12 protein-coding genes are annotated in these 15,013 nt (G+C 58.1%); 4 read left to right on the top strand and 8 right to left on the bottom strand.

The genetic code is table 11. The annotated features are described in order from the left end of the window. The first annotated feature begins 32 nt into the window (after positions 1 to 32). On the top strand, positions 33 to 950 hold the full coding sequence (locus tag F3I21_RS12830) for a LysR family transcriptional regulator (RefSeq protein ID WP_150059073.1): 918 nt from the start codon (positions 33 to 35) through the stop codon (positions 948 to 950). 174 nt (positions 951 to 1,124) lie between these two features. Here the strand turns inward: F3I21_RS12830 and betA are convergent, their stop codons facing one another. The 3 genes from betA to betI are packed head-to-tail and all read right to left on the bottom strand — an operon-like array spanning position 1,125 to position 4,912. Beyond that, positions 1,125 to 2,804, bottom strand: a complete 1,680-nt coding sequence (betA, locus tag F3I21_RS12825) for a choline dehydrogenase (protein WP_150059072.1) — start codon at positions 2,802 to 2,804, stop codon at positions 1,125 to 1,127. A gap of 25 nt (positions 2,805 to 2,829) precedes the next feature. After that, on the bottom strand, positions 2,830 to 4,302 hold the full coding sequence (gene betB / locus F3I21_RS12820; RefSeq protein ID WP_104187214.1) for a betaine-aldehyde dehydrogenase: 1,473 nt from the start codon (positions 4,300 to 4,302) through the stop codon (positions 2,830 to 2,832). Positions 4,303 to 4,315: 13 nt separating this feature from the next. Beyond that, complete coding sequence (betI, locus tag F3I21_RS12815; protein WP_150059071.1) at positions 4,316 to 4,912, bottom strand: transcriptional regulator BetI; 597 nt, start codon at positions 4,910 to 4,912, stop codon at positions 4,316 to 4,318. A 241-nt stretch (positions 4,913 to 5,153) separates the two neighbouring features. Here betI and F3I21_RS12810 point away from each other — a divergent pair, with 241 nt between their 5' ends. Continuing rightward, the gene (locus F3I21_RS12810) at positions 5,154 to 7,184 is read left to right on the top strand and encodes a choline transporter (protein ID WP_021509525.1); all 2,031 of its coding nucleotides are present in this window, start codon (positions 5,154 to 5,156) and stop codon (positions 7,182 to 7,184) included. Positions 7,185 to 7,289: 105 nt separating this feature from the next. Further along, complete coding sequence (locus F3I21_RS12805) at positions 7,290 to 8,246, top strand: UV damage endonuclease UvsE (protein ID WP_058758822.1); 957 nt, start codon at positions 7,290 to 7,292, stop codon at positions 8,244 to 8,246. Between the two features lie 8 nt (positions 8,247 to 8,254). Here F3I21_RS12805 and F3I21_RS12800 read toward each other — a convergent pair whose 3' ends face one another. The 5 genes from F3I21_RS12800 to ascF form a co-directional block, all read right to left on the bottom strand. Beyond that, positions 8,255 to 8,728 carry an OmpA family protein gene (locus F3I21_RS12800; protein ID WP_150059070.1) on the bottom strand — a complete coding sequence of 158 codons (474 nt, stop codon included), beginning with the start codon at positions 8,726 to 8,728 and terminating at the stop codon, positions 8,255 to 8,257. Then, the gene (locus tag F3I21_RS12795; RefSeq protein WP_058770539.1) at positions 8,725 to 9,939 is read right to left on the bottom strand and encodes a diguanylate cyclase domain-containing protein; all 1,215 of its coding nucleotides are present in this window, start codon (positions 9,937 to 9,939) and stop codon (positions 8,725 to 8,727) included. Before F3I21_RS12795 ends, F3I21_RS12800 begins: the two co-directional genes overlap by 4 nt. 1 nt (position 9,940) lies before the next feature. Next, a complete protein-coding gene (locus F3I21_RS12790; protein WP_058775074.1) occupies positions 9,941 to 10,504 on the bottom strand; it encodes a YfiR family protein in 564 nt (187 codons plus the stop codon). Positions 10,505 to 10,830: 326 nt separating this feature from the next. Continuing rightward, positions 10,831 to 12,264, bottom strand: coding sequence for a 6-phospho-beta-glucosidase (locus tag F3I21_RS12785; protein WP_021509520.1), 1,434 nt, complete (start codon positions 12,262 to 12,264; stop codon positions 10,831 to 10,833). Between the two features lie 25 nt (positions 12,265 to 12,289). Next, the gene (ascF, locus tag F3I21_RS12780; RefSeq protein WP_150059069.1) at positions 12,290 to 13,729 is read right to left on the bottom strand and encodes a PTS cellobiose/arbutin/salicin transporter subunit IIBC; all 1,440 of its coding nucleotides are present in this window, start codon (positions 13,727 to 13,729) and stop codon (positions 12,290 to 12,292) included. A gap of 263 nt (positions 13,730 to 13,992) precedes the next feature. Here ascF and F3I21_RS12775 point away from each other — a divergent pair, with 263 nt between their 5' ends. Then, positions 13,993 to 15,012, top strand: coding sequence for a LacI family DNA-binding transcriptional regulator (locus F3I21_RS12775; RefSeq protein WP_150059068.1), 1,020 nt, complete (start codon positions 13,993 to 13,995; stop codon positions 15,010 to 15,012). The last annotated feature ends 1 nt before the right edge of the window (position 15,013 follow it).

Genomic DNA, 15,013 nt, shown 5'->3' with positions numbered 1-15,013 from the left:
ACTTGTCTTCACTTATGGATTTACTCACCTGAATGAAAAAGAAAGCGCTGGCCCAGGTGACCGACTTTGACCTCAAACTGCTGCGCGTTTTCAAAACCGTCAGCGAGTGCGGCAGCTTTTCTGCCGCCGAAAGCCTGCTCGGCATTACGCGCTCGGCCATCAGCCTGCACATGAGCGATCTGGAAAAACGGCTGGGCATGCGCCTGTGCCAGCGCGGCCGTGCCGGGTTTGCGCTCACTGAGGAAGGGCGTGAAATTTTACGACACAGCGAGACCATGATGGCGGCGGTGGAAGATTTTCGCCAGCAGGTGAACCAGATGCATCAGCAGCTGCGCGGAGAGTTCAACATCGGCATCATCAATAATCTGGTGACGCAGCCGCGCATGCGTCTCACCCATGCACTGGCGGCGCTGCGGGAGAGCGGGGCAGGGATCCGTATCAACATCAGTATGTTAACCGCAGCGGACATCGAGCGTGGCCTGCTGGAAGGACGCCTGCACGTGGGCGCGCTGCCGATGGCGGCGCCGGTCTCCGGGCTGGCGTACGCACAGCTGTATGATGAACATGCGCAGCTCTATTGCAGCCACGCGCACCCGCTGTTTAACCAGGCGGAGCGGCCGGAACACCACGCGCTGGCGGCCTGCGATGCAATAGCGCCGCTGTTTCGCATGCCGGCGGAGGCGATTGTGCTGCATCAGCAGCTGAACTGCAGTGCCACCGCTTCCGATCGCGAAGGGATCGCGTTTCTCATTCTCACCGGGCGCTATATCGGTTTCCTGCCGGACCACTACGCCGCGCAGTGGGTGGAGAAACAGCAGATGCGCGCCCTCGCGCCGCAGCAGTTCCATTACCACAGTCAAATCGCGCTCGTTACGCGCCAGGGCCCGCGTCACAACACCATCCTGCAACGCTTTTTGCAGGCGCTGGCGCTGGACGAGCCCGGCGCTTAGCAGAGGCGCTAAGGCATTCTAGTTACAACATACTGTTAGTTTGCTACATCAACCCGGGTGCCAGCACCGTGCGGCGTAAAGTCTGACAGGCCTTGATGGCAGGCGGGGTGACGAGAGATAAGAGGGCGAAAAAAAGGGGAGAACCGTACGTTCTCCCCCTGAGATATCACTGCTTTATGCGCGCAGCGGCTCGCCGCGCACCGGGCGATCGCCCGCCACGAAGTAGTCTGCTTCGCTGCGCGGCAGCGGCTGGCGACCACGAATGTTGTCGGCGATCTTCTCACCAATCATGATGGTGGTGGCGTTCAGGTTACCGGTGATGATCAGCGGCATAATTGAGGCGTCGACTACGCGCAGCCCCTGCAGGCCGTGTACGCGACCTTCGCCATCCACGACCGCCATCTCATCGCTGCCCATTTTACAGGTGCCGCACGGATGGTAAGCGGTCTCAGCATGGTTGCGCACAAACTCATCCAGTTGCTCGTCGCTCTGGCACTCCAGCCCCGGACTGATCTCTTTGCCGCGATACTTATCCAGCGCCGGCTGGTTGATGATTTGCCGCGTGATGCGGATGGCATCGCGGAACTCATGCCAGTCCTGCTCGTGCGCCATGTAGTTGAACAGAATCGCCGGATGACGGCGCGGATCGCGCGACTTAATGCGCACGTGACCGCGGCTGGGCGAACGCATCGAACCGACGTGACACTGGAAACCGTGCGCTTCTACCGCATTCGAGCCGTTGTAGTTAATCGCCACCGGCAGGAAGTGGTACTGAATGTTGGGCCAGGCAAACTCTTCCCGGCTGCGGATAAAGCCACCGCCTTCAAACTGGTTGCTGGCGCCGATACCGGTGCCTTTGAACAGCCACTCGGCACCAATTTTCGGCTGGTTCCACCACTTCAGGGCCGGATAGAGCGATACCGGCTCTTTGCACTCGTACTGCAGGTACATCTCCAGATGATCCTGCAGGTTTTCACCGACGCCCGGCAGATCATGCACCAGCGGGATGTCGTGCTGCTTCAGCAATGCCGCCGCGCCAACGCCGGAACGCTGCAGAATCTGCGGCGAGGCGATAGCACCGGCGCACAGCAGCACTTCACGCCGCGCATGCACGGTGTGCGACGTATCGCTGGCGCCGTGCAGATACTGCACGCCGACCGCGCGTTTTCCGTCGAACAAAATACGATCGGTGGTGGCGTGGGTGATGATTTTCAGGTTCGGACGCTGTTTCGCCGTATCCAGATAACCGCGCGCGGTGCTGGAGCGGCGGCCCTGCGGCGTCACGAAACGGTCCATCGGACCAAATCCTTCCTGCTGATAACCGTTGAGATCGTCGGTGCGCGGATAGCCCGCCTGCACACCGGCTTCAATCATCGCGGCGAACAGCGGGTTGTTGCCAGGCTTACAGGTGGTGATGCTCACCGGGCCTTCGCCGCCGTGATAATCATTAGCACCGATATCGCGCGTTTCCGACTTGCGGTAGTAGGGCAGGCAGTCGCGGTAAGTCCAGTTTTCCAGACCCGGCTGCTGCGCCCAGTTGTCGAGATCCATGGCGTTACCACGGATGTAGCACATGCCGTTGATCAGCGACGAACCGCCCAGCCCTTTACCGCGTCCGCACTCCATGCGGCGGTTATTCATGTGTGGCTCAGGCTCGGTTTCGTACGCCCAGTTGTAGCGTTTGCCCTGTAACGGCCAGGCCAGCGCCGCCGGCATTTGCGTGCGGAAATCAAAGCGGTAATCGGGACCGCCGGCCTCCAGCAGCAGGACGTTAACGCTGCTGTCTTCGGTCAGTCTTGTTGCCAAAACGTTCCCTGCGGATCCGGCTCCGATAATGATGTAATCAAATTCCATTAGTCGCTCCTCAGGTTAAGCTTGATTAAAATACCGACTGAAAACGGGTCAGTTCGACCTGCACAGATTTCACCTGGGTATAGCTCTGCAGCGTCATCAGGCCATTCTCACGGCCGATACCGGAGTGCTTGTAACCGCCCACCGGCATTTCAGCGGCGGATTCACCCCAGGTGTTGATCCAGCAAATGCCCGCTTCAATCTGGTGAATGACGCGGTGCGCGCGATTCAGATCCCGGGTGACCAGACCTGCCGCCAGGCCGTATTCGGTGGCATTGGCGCGGCGCACCACTTCCTCCTCGCTGTCGTAGGTCAGGATCGACATCACCGGTCCGAAAATCTCTTCGCGTACGATGGTCATCTCATCACGGCAATCGGTGAACACGGTCGGTTCTACCCAGGCACCGTTATCAAACGCCGCGCCGCTCATGCGTTTACCGCCGCACAGCAGGCGCGCGCCTTCGCTGATGCCGGATTCGATATAGCGCAACACATTGTCACGGTGCGGGAAGCTCACCAGCGGGCCGAAGTTGGTGGCCGGATCGTTGACATCGCCAGCTTTGATGCGCGCCACGCGTTCAGCGATTTTTGCTTCAAACGCCTGCTGCAATGCCGTCGGCACAAATACGCGCGTGCCGTTGGTGCACACCTGGCCGGAGCTGTAGAAGTTCGCCATCATGGCGATGTCGGCGGCGAGATCGAGGTCGGCGTCGTCAAACACGATCAGCGGCGATTTGCCGCCCAGCTCCATGGTCACCTCTTTCAGCGTGGAGCCGGCCGCGTTGGCCATCACTTTTTTGCCGCTGGCCACACCACCGGTGAAGGAGATTTTGTCGATGCCCGGATGGTCGGTCAGCAGCTGACCGGTCACCGCGCCGCGTCCGTTCAGCACGTTGAACACGCCGTCCGGTACGCCGGCTTCGCTGTAGATTTCTGCCAGCTTCAGCGCGCTCAGCGGCGTCACTTCGCTGGGTTTAAAGATCATCGCGTTACCAGCCGCCAGCGCCGGCGCAGATTTCCACAGCGCGATCTGGATCGGATAGTTCCATGCGCCAATTCCGGCGACCACGCCAAGCGGTTCGCGCCGCGTATAGACGAAAGAGGTATCACGCAGCGGGATCTGCTGGCCTTCCAGCGCCGGGATCAGGCCGGCGTAGTACTCCAGCACATCGGCACCGGTAACAATGTCCACCGCCTGGGTTTCACTCAACGGTTTACCGGTGTCGAGGGTTTCCAGCGCCGCCAGCTCATCGTTACGCTCGCGCAGGATATCCACCGCACGGCGCAGGATGCGTGACCGCTCCATCGCCGTCATGGCCGCCCAGATTTTCTGGCCTTTTTGCGCGGCGGCGACCGCGCGATCGACATCCGCCTGCGCGGCTTCATGGACCTCGGCCAGCACTTCGCCATTGGCCGGGTTGATGGTCTGGAATGTGTCGCCCGCTGCTGCGGCAACGTATTGACCATCAATGTATAAATGCTGCTCGGTGAATCGGGACATGGTTGCTCCTTCCTCAGTGATTCGCGGCGCCAGCCAGCTGCTGGCGAATGAATTGGGTGGTGAGCGTTCTGGCAATCGCCAGATCAAACGGTTTGCCGCTCAGCGCGGCGCGCAGCCACAGGCCATCAATCAGCGAGGCCAGACCGTGCGCGGCCAGCCGCGCCTGCTCACGCGGCAGCTCGCGGCGAAACTCGGCAGCGAGCGTGGAAAACAGGCGACGGCTGCTGACGCGTTCCAGGCGACCCAGCTGCGGCTGATGCATGCTGCTGGCCCAGAAGTCCAGCCACGCTTTCATCGCCGCGCTGTGCACCTGGGTGTCGTCGAAGTTACCTTCGACAATCGCCAGCAGGCGCGCTTCGGTGCCGGCTCCCGTCAGCGGTTTCAGTCGTGCCGCCACCGCATCACGCAGCTGACGCGTCACGTCGCGCATGGTGGCTTCCAGCAAACCGTTTTTGTCTTTGAAGTAGTGGCTGATGATGCCGGTCGAGACGCCGGCGCGCCGCGCAATCTGCGCAATGGTCGCGTCATTAATCCCGACTTCGTTAATGGTACTCAGGGTCGCATCAATCAGTTGCCGACGACGTATCGGCTGCATTCCCACCTTTGGCATGACTCCAGCTCCACCGCAATGTAAGGCCCCTATTAAAACTTTTTTTGATTGCACGTTCAATATAAAAAAGAAACTTGTTAGGATACTGTGCTTCGGTTGTTATGAAAGCGCAACGGGAAGGTGAATACTTAACCGTGCCGGACAATCAGGAGGGAAAACAGGAGAACGATACCGATAAGGCCGATCGCTACGGCCCTGCTACTTCATTGAATAATTACAGGAAATTAACCAGAGGTAACCGATGATTAATCCACCTGCCAGTGAAAAAGACAGAATCAATCCCGTGGTGTTTTACACCTCTGCCGGACTGATTCTGACATTTTCACTTGTCACCATTTTGTACAGCGATCTCGCTGCCGGCTGGATTCAAAGCGCCGTCAACTGGGTGTCGTCCACTTTTGGCTGGTACTACATGCTGGCCGCGACGCTGTATATCGTCTTTGTCATCTATATGGCCTGTTCACGCTACGGCGCCATCAAGCTGGGCCCGGAGCAGTCCAAACCCGAATTCAGTCTGCTGAGCTGGTCGGCGATGCTGTTTGCCGCCGGTATCGGCATCGATTTGATGTTCTTCTCGGTGGCGGAACCGGTCACCCAGTATATGCAGCCGCCGGAAGGCGCCGGGCAGACCCTGGAAGCGGCGCGTCAGGCGATGGTGTGGACGCTGTTTCACTACGGTCTGACCGGCTGGTCGATGTATGCGCTGATGGGCATCGCGCTCGGCTACTTCAGCTACCGCTATAATCTGCCGCTCACCATTCGCTCCGCGCTCTATCCGATCTTCGGCAAACGCATTAACGGCCCGATTGGCCACACGGTGGATATCGCGGCGGTGATCGGTACCATTTTTGGTATCGCCACCACGCTGGGTATCGGCGTGGTACAGCTCAACTACGGGCTGAAAGTGTTATTTGATGTGCCGGAAGGGCTGACGGCGCAGATGGCGTTGATTGTACTGTCGGTGGTGATCGCCACCATTTCGGTGACCTCGGGCGTGGATAAAGGCATCCGCATCCTGTCGGAGCTGAATGTCGCGCTGGCGCTTGGTCTGATTCTGTTTGTGCTGTTTATGGGCAAGACGGATTTCCTGCTCAACGCGCTGGTGCTGAACGTCGGTGATTACATCAACCGCTTTATGGGCATGACACTCAACACCTTTGCGTTTGATCGTCCGACGCAGTGGATGAACAGCTGGACGCTGTTTTTCTGGGCGTGGTGGGTGGCGTGGTCGCCGTTTGTCGGCCTGTTCCTCGCCCGTATTTCCCGTGGCCGCACCATCCGTGAGTTTGTGCTCGGCACGCTGATTATCCCGTTCACCTTCACGCTGCTGTGGCTGTCGGTGTTCGGTAACGCGGCGCTGTACGAGATCATCCACGGCGATGCCGGTTTTGCCCAGGAAGTGATGGCGCATGCCGAGCGCGGGTTCTACAGCCTGCTGGCGCAGTACCCGGCGTTTAAGTTCAGCGCCTCGGTCGCCACCATTACCGGCATGCTGTTTTATGTTACCTCGGCGGATTCCGGCTCGCTGGTGCTGGGGAACTTCACCTCGAAGCTGAAAGACATCAACAGCGATGCGCCAAACTGGCTGCGCATTTTCTGGTCGGTGGCGATTGGCGTGCTGACCATGGGCATGCTGATGACCAACGGCATCTCTGCGCTGCAAAACACCACGGTGATCATGGGCCTGCCGTTCAGCTTCGTAATTTTCTTTGTGATGGCAGGGCTGTATAAATCACTCAAAGTGGAAGATCACCGCCGCGCCAGCGCCAGCCGTGATACCGCGCCCTATATTCCGGCGAGCAATGACCGTCTGAGCTGGAAAAAGCGGCTGTCGCGCCTGATGAACTACCCGGGCACGCGCTATACCCAGCAGATGATGGAAACCGTGATCTATCCGGCAATGCAGGATGTCGCCAAAGAGCTGGAGCTGCGCGGCGGTCGCGTATCACTGGAGAGCGTTGCGCCGGAAGAGGGCCAGCCGCTGGGCTACCTTGATCTGCGCGTGCACCTCGGCGAGGAGCAGGATTTCGTCTATCAGGTGTGGCCGCAGCAGTACTCGGTGCCGGGCTTTACCTATCGCGCCCGCAGCGGTAAGTCGCACTATTACCGGCTGGAAACCTTCCTGCTGGAGGGCAGCCAGGGCAACGATTTGATGGACTACAACAAGGAGCAGGTGATCATCGACATTCTTGATCAGTACGAGCGTCACCTGAACTTTATCCATCTGCATCGTGAAGCGCCGGGCAGCAATATCACTTACCCGAGCGTGTAACAGTGCGGGCAGCCGTGCAAGGCGGCTGCCCGTTTAATCACGCGGCGTTCCTCGCATAATTGCCAGCGGCAGCTAGACTCACTAGCTGACCTGAAGGGGAACATAATGAAATTGGGTTTTGCGTGTAAGTACTTTGATTCTGAGGCTAAACAGCCATTTCCATTTAAAACCACCACCCGCACACGCTTTCTCGCTATGGAGCGTAACGCGGCGGCCACGCTGCTGCTGACACTGGCACAAAATAACCTGCAGAACCTCTCTCTGACGCTGGAACAGCTGGCGCAGCAGCCGGATGCGTTGCGCATGATGCGCATCGGCAGCGATCTGCTGCCGCTGTACACCGTGCCGCTGGCCACTGAACTGTATGGCGATATTCTGCCCGAGCTGCAGCCGCTGTTTAGCCGCTGCGGTGAATTGGCCCGCGCGCACAACATTCGGCTGTCGTTCCATCCCGGCCAGTATACGGTGCTGGCTTCGGATAATGATGACGTGGTGGATCGGGCGCTGGAGGATGTCGAGTACCACACGCTGTGCGCGGTACTGATGGGCTACGGCAGGCAGTTTCAGGATTTCAAAATCAACATCCACATGAACGGCAAACGCGGTATAGAGGGTTTTCGCGCGGCGTTTATGCGCCTCAGCCCGGAAGCCCGCAATATGCTGACGGTGGAAAATGACGAAATTTCCTGCTCGCTGGATGACGTCTTGCAGGCGCGTGCGCTGTGTCCGGTGGTACTGGATATTCACCATCACTGGGTGAAAGAGAATCAGTTTATTCAGGCCAGCGATGCGCGCGTGGCGCTGATTCTGGAGTCGTGGCGCGGTGTGCGGCCGGTGCTGCACTATTCGATCGCCCAGGAAGGGTTGATTCCGGAGAGCGGCTTTCCCGATCAGGAGCAACTCGCCGCCTCAAAGCCGAAGCTGCGCGCCCATTCTGACTACTATTTCAACCAGACGCTGAATGACTGGGCGCTGTCGTTTGATCGCTTCGACATCATGTGCGAAGTCAAAATGAAGAACCTCGCGCGCGATCGCCTGTATGACTATGCGCAGACGCGCTGATTACCCGCTTACGGCGCCGTGATCACAATGGCGACGCGGCGATTTTGCGCCCGGCCCTGCGCAGTGTTATTGCTGGCGACCGGCGCGCTCATGCCCAGCCCGCGCGTCACGATGTTTTGTCGTGGAATCGCCGCGCCGGCGGCCCACTGATCGGCCACCGCGTTGGCGCGTTTCAGCGACAGCTGCTGGTTATAATCCGCTTTGCCGTAGTTATCGGTGTGGCCGTCAACGCGCAGATGTTCAATGCCGGTGGCGGCCAGGCTTTTCGCCATCTGCGCAATGCTGGCTTTGCTGGCGGGCGTCAGGTCAGATTCATTGATGCCAAACAGGATTTTATCGGACAGGCCCAGCCCCCAGCCTTCGGTGTTTTCGCTGAAGCCGGCGTCGCGCATCGCTTTAATCTGCGCGTCGCTAAAACGCCCGGTTGACTGACAGCCGACACAGGCCAGCACCATAACCAGCAAACATGATTTCAGTTTCATACGCGTACCTTACTCATTCCTTTGTTTTTATACATGTGCATATCGGCGCGTTCCAGAATCGACGCCACCGAATCGCCATGCTGCGACCAGGCGTAGCCGATGGTCACCGATGTGGTGATCTGCGTGCCTTCCGAAATCACAATCGATTGCGCGATTGCGGTACGAATATCTTCCGTCAGCTGCTGCAGATCGGCTTCTGAGGTGCGGCTGGTGATCAGCATGGCAAACTCGTCACCGCCCAGCCGCGCCACCAGATCGTCCTGATACGCCAGCGCGCTGAGGCGCGCCGCGATGGCCTTCAACACTTCATCACCGGCGGCATGGCCCCAGTTGTCGTTAATGCTCTTGAAGCGATCGCCGTCGAGAAACAGCAGCACAAAATTCTCATGCGCCAGCTGCTGATCCAGCAGCTGCGACAGGCGGCCAACAAACGCCGAGCGGTTGGCCAGTCCGGTTAACGGATCCTCCAGCGCTTTGGCCGCCAGTGAACGGTTATCGCGCAGCAGCGAGGCTTTTAGCGTCTGCATTTCACTCAGCAGCGAGTTGAGATCTTCAGAAAACAGCTGAAACTCTTTGGTCGGATTTTGCGGTACGCGCGTCGAGAAATCGCCAGAGCGAATCACGTAATGGATGGCGCTGGTGATATTGCGCAGCGAGCGCAAAATACCGCGATGCAGAAATTCACTCAGCAGGCAGGAAATCACCAGCACGCACAGCATACCGATGGATAAAATCATCACCGAATAGCGAATAAAATCGGCCGCACCGCTGACGGTGCCGGCCAGCATTAAATGGCCCACCTGGGTTTCGGCGTGGTTAATTTCCACCGCCAGCGGCTGCTGATAGATCCAGCGACGCAGTAGCGTTTCATACCAGCCGCTCTCTTGCTGGCGATCGTGCCAGTCCACCAGTACGGTATTGCCCGCCGTGACCAGCTTCGCGGAGGCAAACATCCCTTCATTGCCGAGCAGGGCTATTTTGTTGCGGGCATCATAGCTGTCTTCAAATACCGTCGCGGCGGTCAGGCTGGTGCTGAGTGTGGCGGCAATGAGTTCGAGGTTTCTTTTCTCATAGCGTTTAATAAACAGTAAAGACGTCGATGTCAGCAGCAGCCAGCACAGCAGTAATATCACGGCGGCATTGACGGTGCTGATACGACGCAACTTATTGCGAATCGATGATTTATCTTTTTTTATGCTATCAAACTTCATCTTATTTGCTTCCTTTGCGGGACAGCAACAACACGTCCGGGCTCACTCTGACACCGCTGCGCGCCAGCGAGTCAAGGTTGACGGAAAATGCAGTGTGATCGCGGTTAAAGATCAGACAAAAGGCCGCGCCAACCGCACAGTCCGGGTTGTTTTCCGCGATGGACAGGACGGCTTTACCCTGTAGCATCGCCAGCAGTTCAGTTTGCTGCTGCGGCGTCTGATCGCCGAAGTAAATGGCATCGCAGCGCTGGCGGCTGAGTTCGCTGGTCTGGTTAATCCACACCACGCTGAACGGCGTCGGGCCCTGAGGCTGCGCAAGGTGCTGTGCTGACGCGAATACGCACAGCTGTGGCGGCTGTGTTAACTGTGGCCAGTGGCTAAAACTGATGATGCCGCTGACGATGCGGTTAGCCTGATCGTCACGCTGAACCGCACTGTTTGCCGCCTGAGCAGCAGGAAAACAGAGGAGATAAATGAGAGAAAATACGGGAAGAAATGCGCGTAAGCCCTGCAATAAATAGAGCAGCTGGCTGTCGCCCTTCACCTTTAATTGTAGTTGTAACATAGCGCTATCTCTGAACAGCAACCGGAAAATAGTACCATCGCGCTGTACAAAAGAGTACCGCCGTACAGGCGCTGATACCGCGATCGGGAAGGGTAGAATAAATTCGTCAGGACCGGATTTAAATAGAGAGTTAAAAGAGGAATGAATAAAAACGCAGCAGAATAAGCGTATTAAGGCTGGCTTCTGCCGGATATTCCCGCAGCAAAATTAGCGCAGCGGCGAGATTTTTCGCAAAAAGATTTGCCTGGCGCCGCCGGATATTCCCTTGGTGGCGTAATGGCCCTGAATTGAACAATCATTCAGCGCCATTCACCGCATTTTTTTAATTAAAAATCCAAATCCCGGCCATTGCTGGCAATGACCCGCTGATACCACCAGAAGGATTTTTTGCGCAGGCGGTTGAGCGTGCCGTTGCCGTGGTCGTCGCGATCGACATAGACAAATCCGTAGCGTTTACTCATTTCACCGGTCGACGCCGCGACCAGATCGATGCAGCCCCAGGTGGTGTAGCCCATCACCGGCACCCCGTCAGCAATCGCTTCACCCATGGCGCGAATGTGCTGTTGCAGGTAGCTGATGCGGTAATCGTCTGCAATTTCCCCGCTGGCATTGATTTCATCGTGCGCGCCGAGACCGTTTTCCACCAGAAACAGCGGTTTCTGATAGCGGTCGTACATCATATTCATGGTGATGCGCAGGCCAAGGGGATCAATGCCCCAGCCCCAGGCGCTGCGCGCCAGATGCGGATTGGTCAGTGACTTCACCACGTTGGCGGCGCTGCTGTTCTGTTCATTCATCTCTGCCGACGCGCAGCGCGAGGCGTAATAGCTGAAGGAGATGAAATCGACGGTGTGGCGCAGCAGTTCGCTATCGCCCTCCGCCATGACAATCTCCACGCCTTTCTCGCGGAATACCCGGGCGGCGTAAGCGGGATAAGCGCCGCGCGCCTGGACATCGATAAAGAATAAGTTCTCGCGATCTTTCTGTAACGCGGCCCACACATCTTCCGGCTTGCAGGACCACGGATAAAAGTTGCCGCCGGCCAGCATGCAGCCAATCTGATTCTGCGGATTGATCTCATGGGCGATTTTGGTCACCAGCGCGCTGGCGACCAGTTCATGATGCGCTGCCTGATATTTCACCTGTTCGTGATGCTCATCCGGCGCGAACACCAGACCGGCACCGGAGAACGGGCTGTGCAGCAGAATGTTGATCTCGTTAAAGGTCAGCCAGTACTTCACCAGCCCATCAAACGCTTCGAAGCAGGTGCGGGCGTAGCGGGCGAAGAAATCGATCATTTTACGGTTGCGCCATGAGCCATATTCGGTGACCAGATGCATCGGTACATCGAAGTGACACAGCGTGACCAGCGGTTCGATGCCGTACTTGCGGCACTCTTCAAATACGCTGCGATAGAAGGCAATGCCTGCCGCGTTCGGCGTCAGCTCATCGCCGTTGGGATAAATGCGGCTCCAGGCGATGGAGGTGCGAAACACCGTGAAGCCCATCTCCGCCATCAGGGCGATATCTTCTTTATAGCGGTGATAAAAATCGATGGCGTCGTGGCTCGGATAGAACTCATCGTCGCGCAGCGTAAAGCGCGGCTCCAGTCCCAGCTTAACCGCCATGCGGTGCTCGCCGTGGGGAATCATGTCCACCGTGGTTAAGCCTTTACCGCCGGCGCGATAGCTCCCCTCTGACTGGTTGGCGGCTAACGCGCCGCCCCATAAAAATCCCGCAGGAAATGTCACTTCAGACATCACTCACCTCAATCACAGTCCATTATTAATTCGCGCTGACCGGCTTTGCCGCTTCCGGCGTACCGGGGCGCGGCGCGGTTTCCGTCACCGGAATATCTTCAAAGCCAAGAATCAGCGTCAGAATGAACGACAGCACCACTGACAGCACCATCACGCCAGCCACCCAGACGATGCTCATCGGGTTGGTGGGATCGAAAAACTGGACGCTGGTAAACAAGCCCGGTGAGGCCATCGAGTGGCTGGCGAGGCCGCCAATGCCGGCCACCGCGCCACAGATAAAGCCGCTGATCAGGCTGGCAATCAGCGGACGCTTCAGGCGCACCGCCACGCCGTACAGCGCCGGTTCGGAAATGCCGGCGACGATGGCGGAAGCTGCCGCCGCGAATGCCGTCTGCCGCAGTTCCGGATTTTTGGTTTTGAACGCCACCGCCAGCGATGAGCCGCCCAGTGACAGGTTGGCGCCAATTTCCGACGGCATCACCATGCCTTCTTTGCCGGTCTCAGCGATGGTCTGAATAATGGTCGGGGTAAACACGCGATGCATGCCGGTCATTACCAGCAGCGGCCACAGACCGCCCATGATCGCCACCGACAGCCAGCCGAGATAACCGTGAATGGTGTACACCAGCGCCGAGATGCCGCTACCGATCCAGATACCGAGCGGGCCAATAAAGACGATGGCGATGGGGGCAGCAATCAGCACAATCAGCATCGGTTTAAGGAAGTTTTTGGTCACCGCCGGGGTAAAGCGATCGACCCAGTATTCGATGTGCGACAGAATCCACGTCATCACCAGCGCGGGGATTACCGTGTAGGTGTATTTCACCGCGGTGACCGGCACTGAGGCGAATTCCACCACCTGACCCTGCGCCGCTTTGGCCATCAGGTCGATAAAATTGGGATGCACCAGCACGCCGGCAATGGCAATCGCCAGCGACATATTGGTTTTAAATTTCAGCGCTGCCGAAGCCGCCACCATCACCGGCAGGAAGAAGAAGGCGCCATCACCAATCACATTCAGGATGATCAGCGTCGACGAGCCTTTGGGCAGCACACCGCTCATCTCCAGCATCATCGCCAGCAGTTTCACCATCGATCCGCCAATGATCGCCGGGATCAGCGGTGACATGGTGCCGACCAGCGCATCGAGAATGCCCGCGCCGATACTGCGCAGCGTGATTTTACGTTTCACCGGCGCGCTGCCGCTGTTGCCCGGCGTGCCGAGTTTCATCACTTCCTGAAAGGCGAGATTGACGTTGTTGCCGATGATCACCTGACACTGACTGTCGGTGTGCACCACGCCCATCACGCCGGGAATGGCTTTCAGTGTGGCGTTGTCGACGCGCGTGCTGTCTTTCACCACGAAGCGCAGGCGTGTCATGCAGTGGGTAACGGCTTCAATATTCTCTAATCCGCCGAGCGAGGCCACAATGGCTCGTGCGGCGTCAGCGTAGTTGGTCGCCATGAATGTTTGTCTCTGATTGTAGGGTAGAGGAAACGTCGGTTTCGTCTGGCTGTTATGTGTTCATGAGAAACCGGTTTCACAAAATCATGAACAGGCGCATTCATTCAGACAAGAAAAATCGCTATCTTCGTTTTAATTTTGTGATGTTGATCGGCTGGCGGGCGACGGGATCTTCACCCGCAGGCGCAGGGCGACAAGAAAATTCCCCGTCTTATTCATCGCTTAGGTACACTGAGGCGATGAGCAGCGAAGCAGAGTGAAGCATGGCAACCATACTTGAGGTGGCAAAAAAGGCCGGCGTGTCAAAAGCGACGGTGTCGCGCGTGTTGTCCGGCAACGGCTACGTCAGCCAGGAGAAGCGCGATCGGGTGTACCAGGCGATTGCCGAGACCGGCTTCCGGCCGAATTTGCTGGCGCGCAATCTGGCGACTAAATCCAGCCAGACCATCGGCCTGGTGATCACCAACACGCTGTATACCGGCAGCTATTTCAGTGAAATGATGCAGCATTCGGCGCGCATTCTTGAGCAGCAGGGCCGTCAGCTACTGCTGGTGGACGGCAAACACAGCGCCGAAGAGGAGCGTGCGGCGATTCAGTTTCTGCTCGATCTGCGCTGCGATGGCGTGATCATCTATCCGCGTTTTCTCACCATTGATGAAATGGACAGCATCATTGCCCAGCACCGCCATCCGATTCTGGTAATCAACCGGCGGCTGCGTCAGCACGACAGTTACTGCATCTACTCCGATCAGCAGCGCACCAGCGCCGAGGCGGTGGCGCAGCTGATTGCACTCGGCCATCGCGATATCGCTTTTATCACCGGATCGCTCGACTCGCCGACCGGGCGCGAGCGGCTGGCGGGTTATCACGCGGCACTGGCGCAGCATCAGCTGGTGGCGGATGACGCACTGGTGGTGGAGGGAAAATGGCAGGCGCAGCACGGGGCGGCGGCAGTGGAAACGCTGCTGGCGCGTGGTAAACCGTTCAGCGCGCTGGTCGCCAGTAACGATGAGATGGCGGTGGGCGCGCTGAAAGCGCTGGCGGCGCATAACATCCGCGTGCCGCAGCAGGTGGCGGTGCTGGGTTTCGACGATATTCCGCTGGCGCCCTATACCATTCCGGCGCTGGCCAGCGTGCGCATGCCGGTGACCGGCATGATCGAGGAGACCATTGAACGCCTGGTGTCGATGCTCGACGGCGGCGAAATGCGTAACCGCAAAACCTTTGCCGGCGAGCTGATTATGCGTGAATCCGTTGGTCCCGGCCCGTTTTACCCTGGCTGAA

The organism is Pantoea sp. B_9 (assembly GCF_008632015.1).
GTDB classification, from domain to species: Bacteria; Pseudomonadota; Gammaproteobacteria; order Enterobacterales; family Enterobacteriaceae; genus Pantoea; species Pantoea dispersa.
Note: the sequence above shows the minus strand (reverse complement) of the source record. Positions and strands in the feature narration are given on the sequence as shown.

Bases quoted from the DNA above. Each gene is read 5' to 3' on its own strand.
- F3I21_RS12830 (WP_150059073.1), top strand. From the start codon at position 33: ATGAAAAAGAAAGCGCTGGCCCAGGTGACCGACTTTGACCTCAAACTG.
- betA (WP_150059072.1), bottom strand. From the start codon at position 2,804: ATGGAATTTGATTACATCATTATCGGAGCCGGATCCGCAGGGAACGTT.
- betB (WP_104187214.1), bottom strand. From the start codon at position 4,302: ATGTCCCGATTCACCGAGCAGCATTTATACATTGATGGTCAATACGTT.
- betI (WP_150059071.1), bottom strand. From the start codon at position 4,912: ATGCCAAAGGTGGGAATGCAGCCGATACGTCGTCGGCAACTGATTGAT.
- F3I21_RS12810 (WP_021509525.1), top strand. From the start codon at position 5,154: ATGATTAATCCACCTGCCAGTGAAAAAGACAGAATCAATCCCGTGGTG.
- F3I21_RS12805 (WP_058758822.1), top strand. From the start codon at position 7,290: ATGAAATTGGGTTTTGCGTGTAAGTACTTTGATTCTGAGGCTAAACAG.
- F3I21_RS12800 (WP_150059070.1), bottom strand. From the start codon at position 8,728: ATGAAACTGAAATCATGTTTGCTGGTTATGGTGCTGGCCTGTGTCGGC.
- F3I21_RS12795 (WP_058770539.1), bottom strand. From the start codon at position 9,939: ATGAAGTTTGATAGCATAAAAAAAGATAAATCATCGATTCGCAATAAG.
- F3I21_RS12790 (WP_058775074.1), bottom strand. From the start codon at position 10,504: ATGTTACAACTACAATTAAAGGTGAAGGGCGACAGCCAGCTGCTCTAT.
- F3I21_RS12785 (WP_021509520.1), bottom strand. From the start codon at position 12,264: ATGTCTGAAGTGACATTTCCTGCGGGATTTTTATGGGGCGGCGCGTTA.
- ascF (WP_150059069.1), bottom strand. From the start codon at position 13,729: ATGGCGACCAACTACGCTGACGCCGCACGAGCCATTGTGGCCTCGCTC.
- F3I21_RS12775 (WP_150059068.1), top strand. From the start codon at position 13,993: ATGGCAACCATACTTGAGGTGGCAAAAAAGGCCGGCGTGTCAAAAGCG.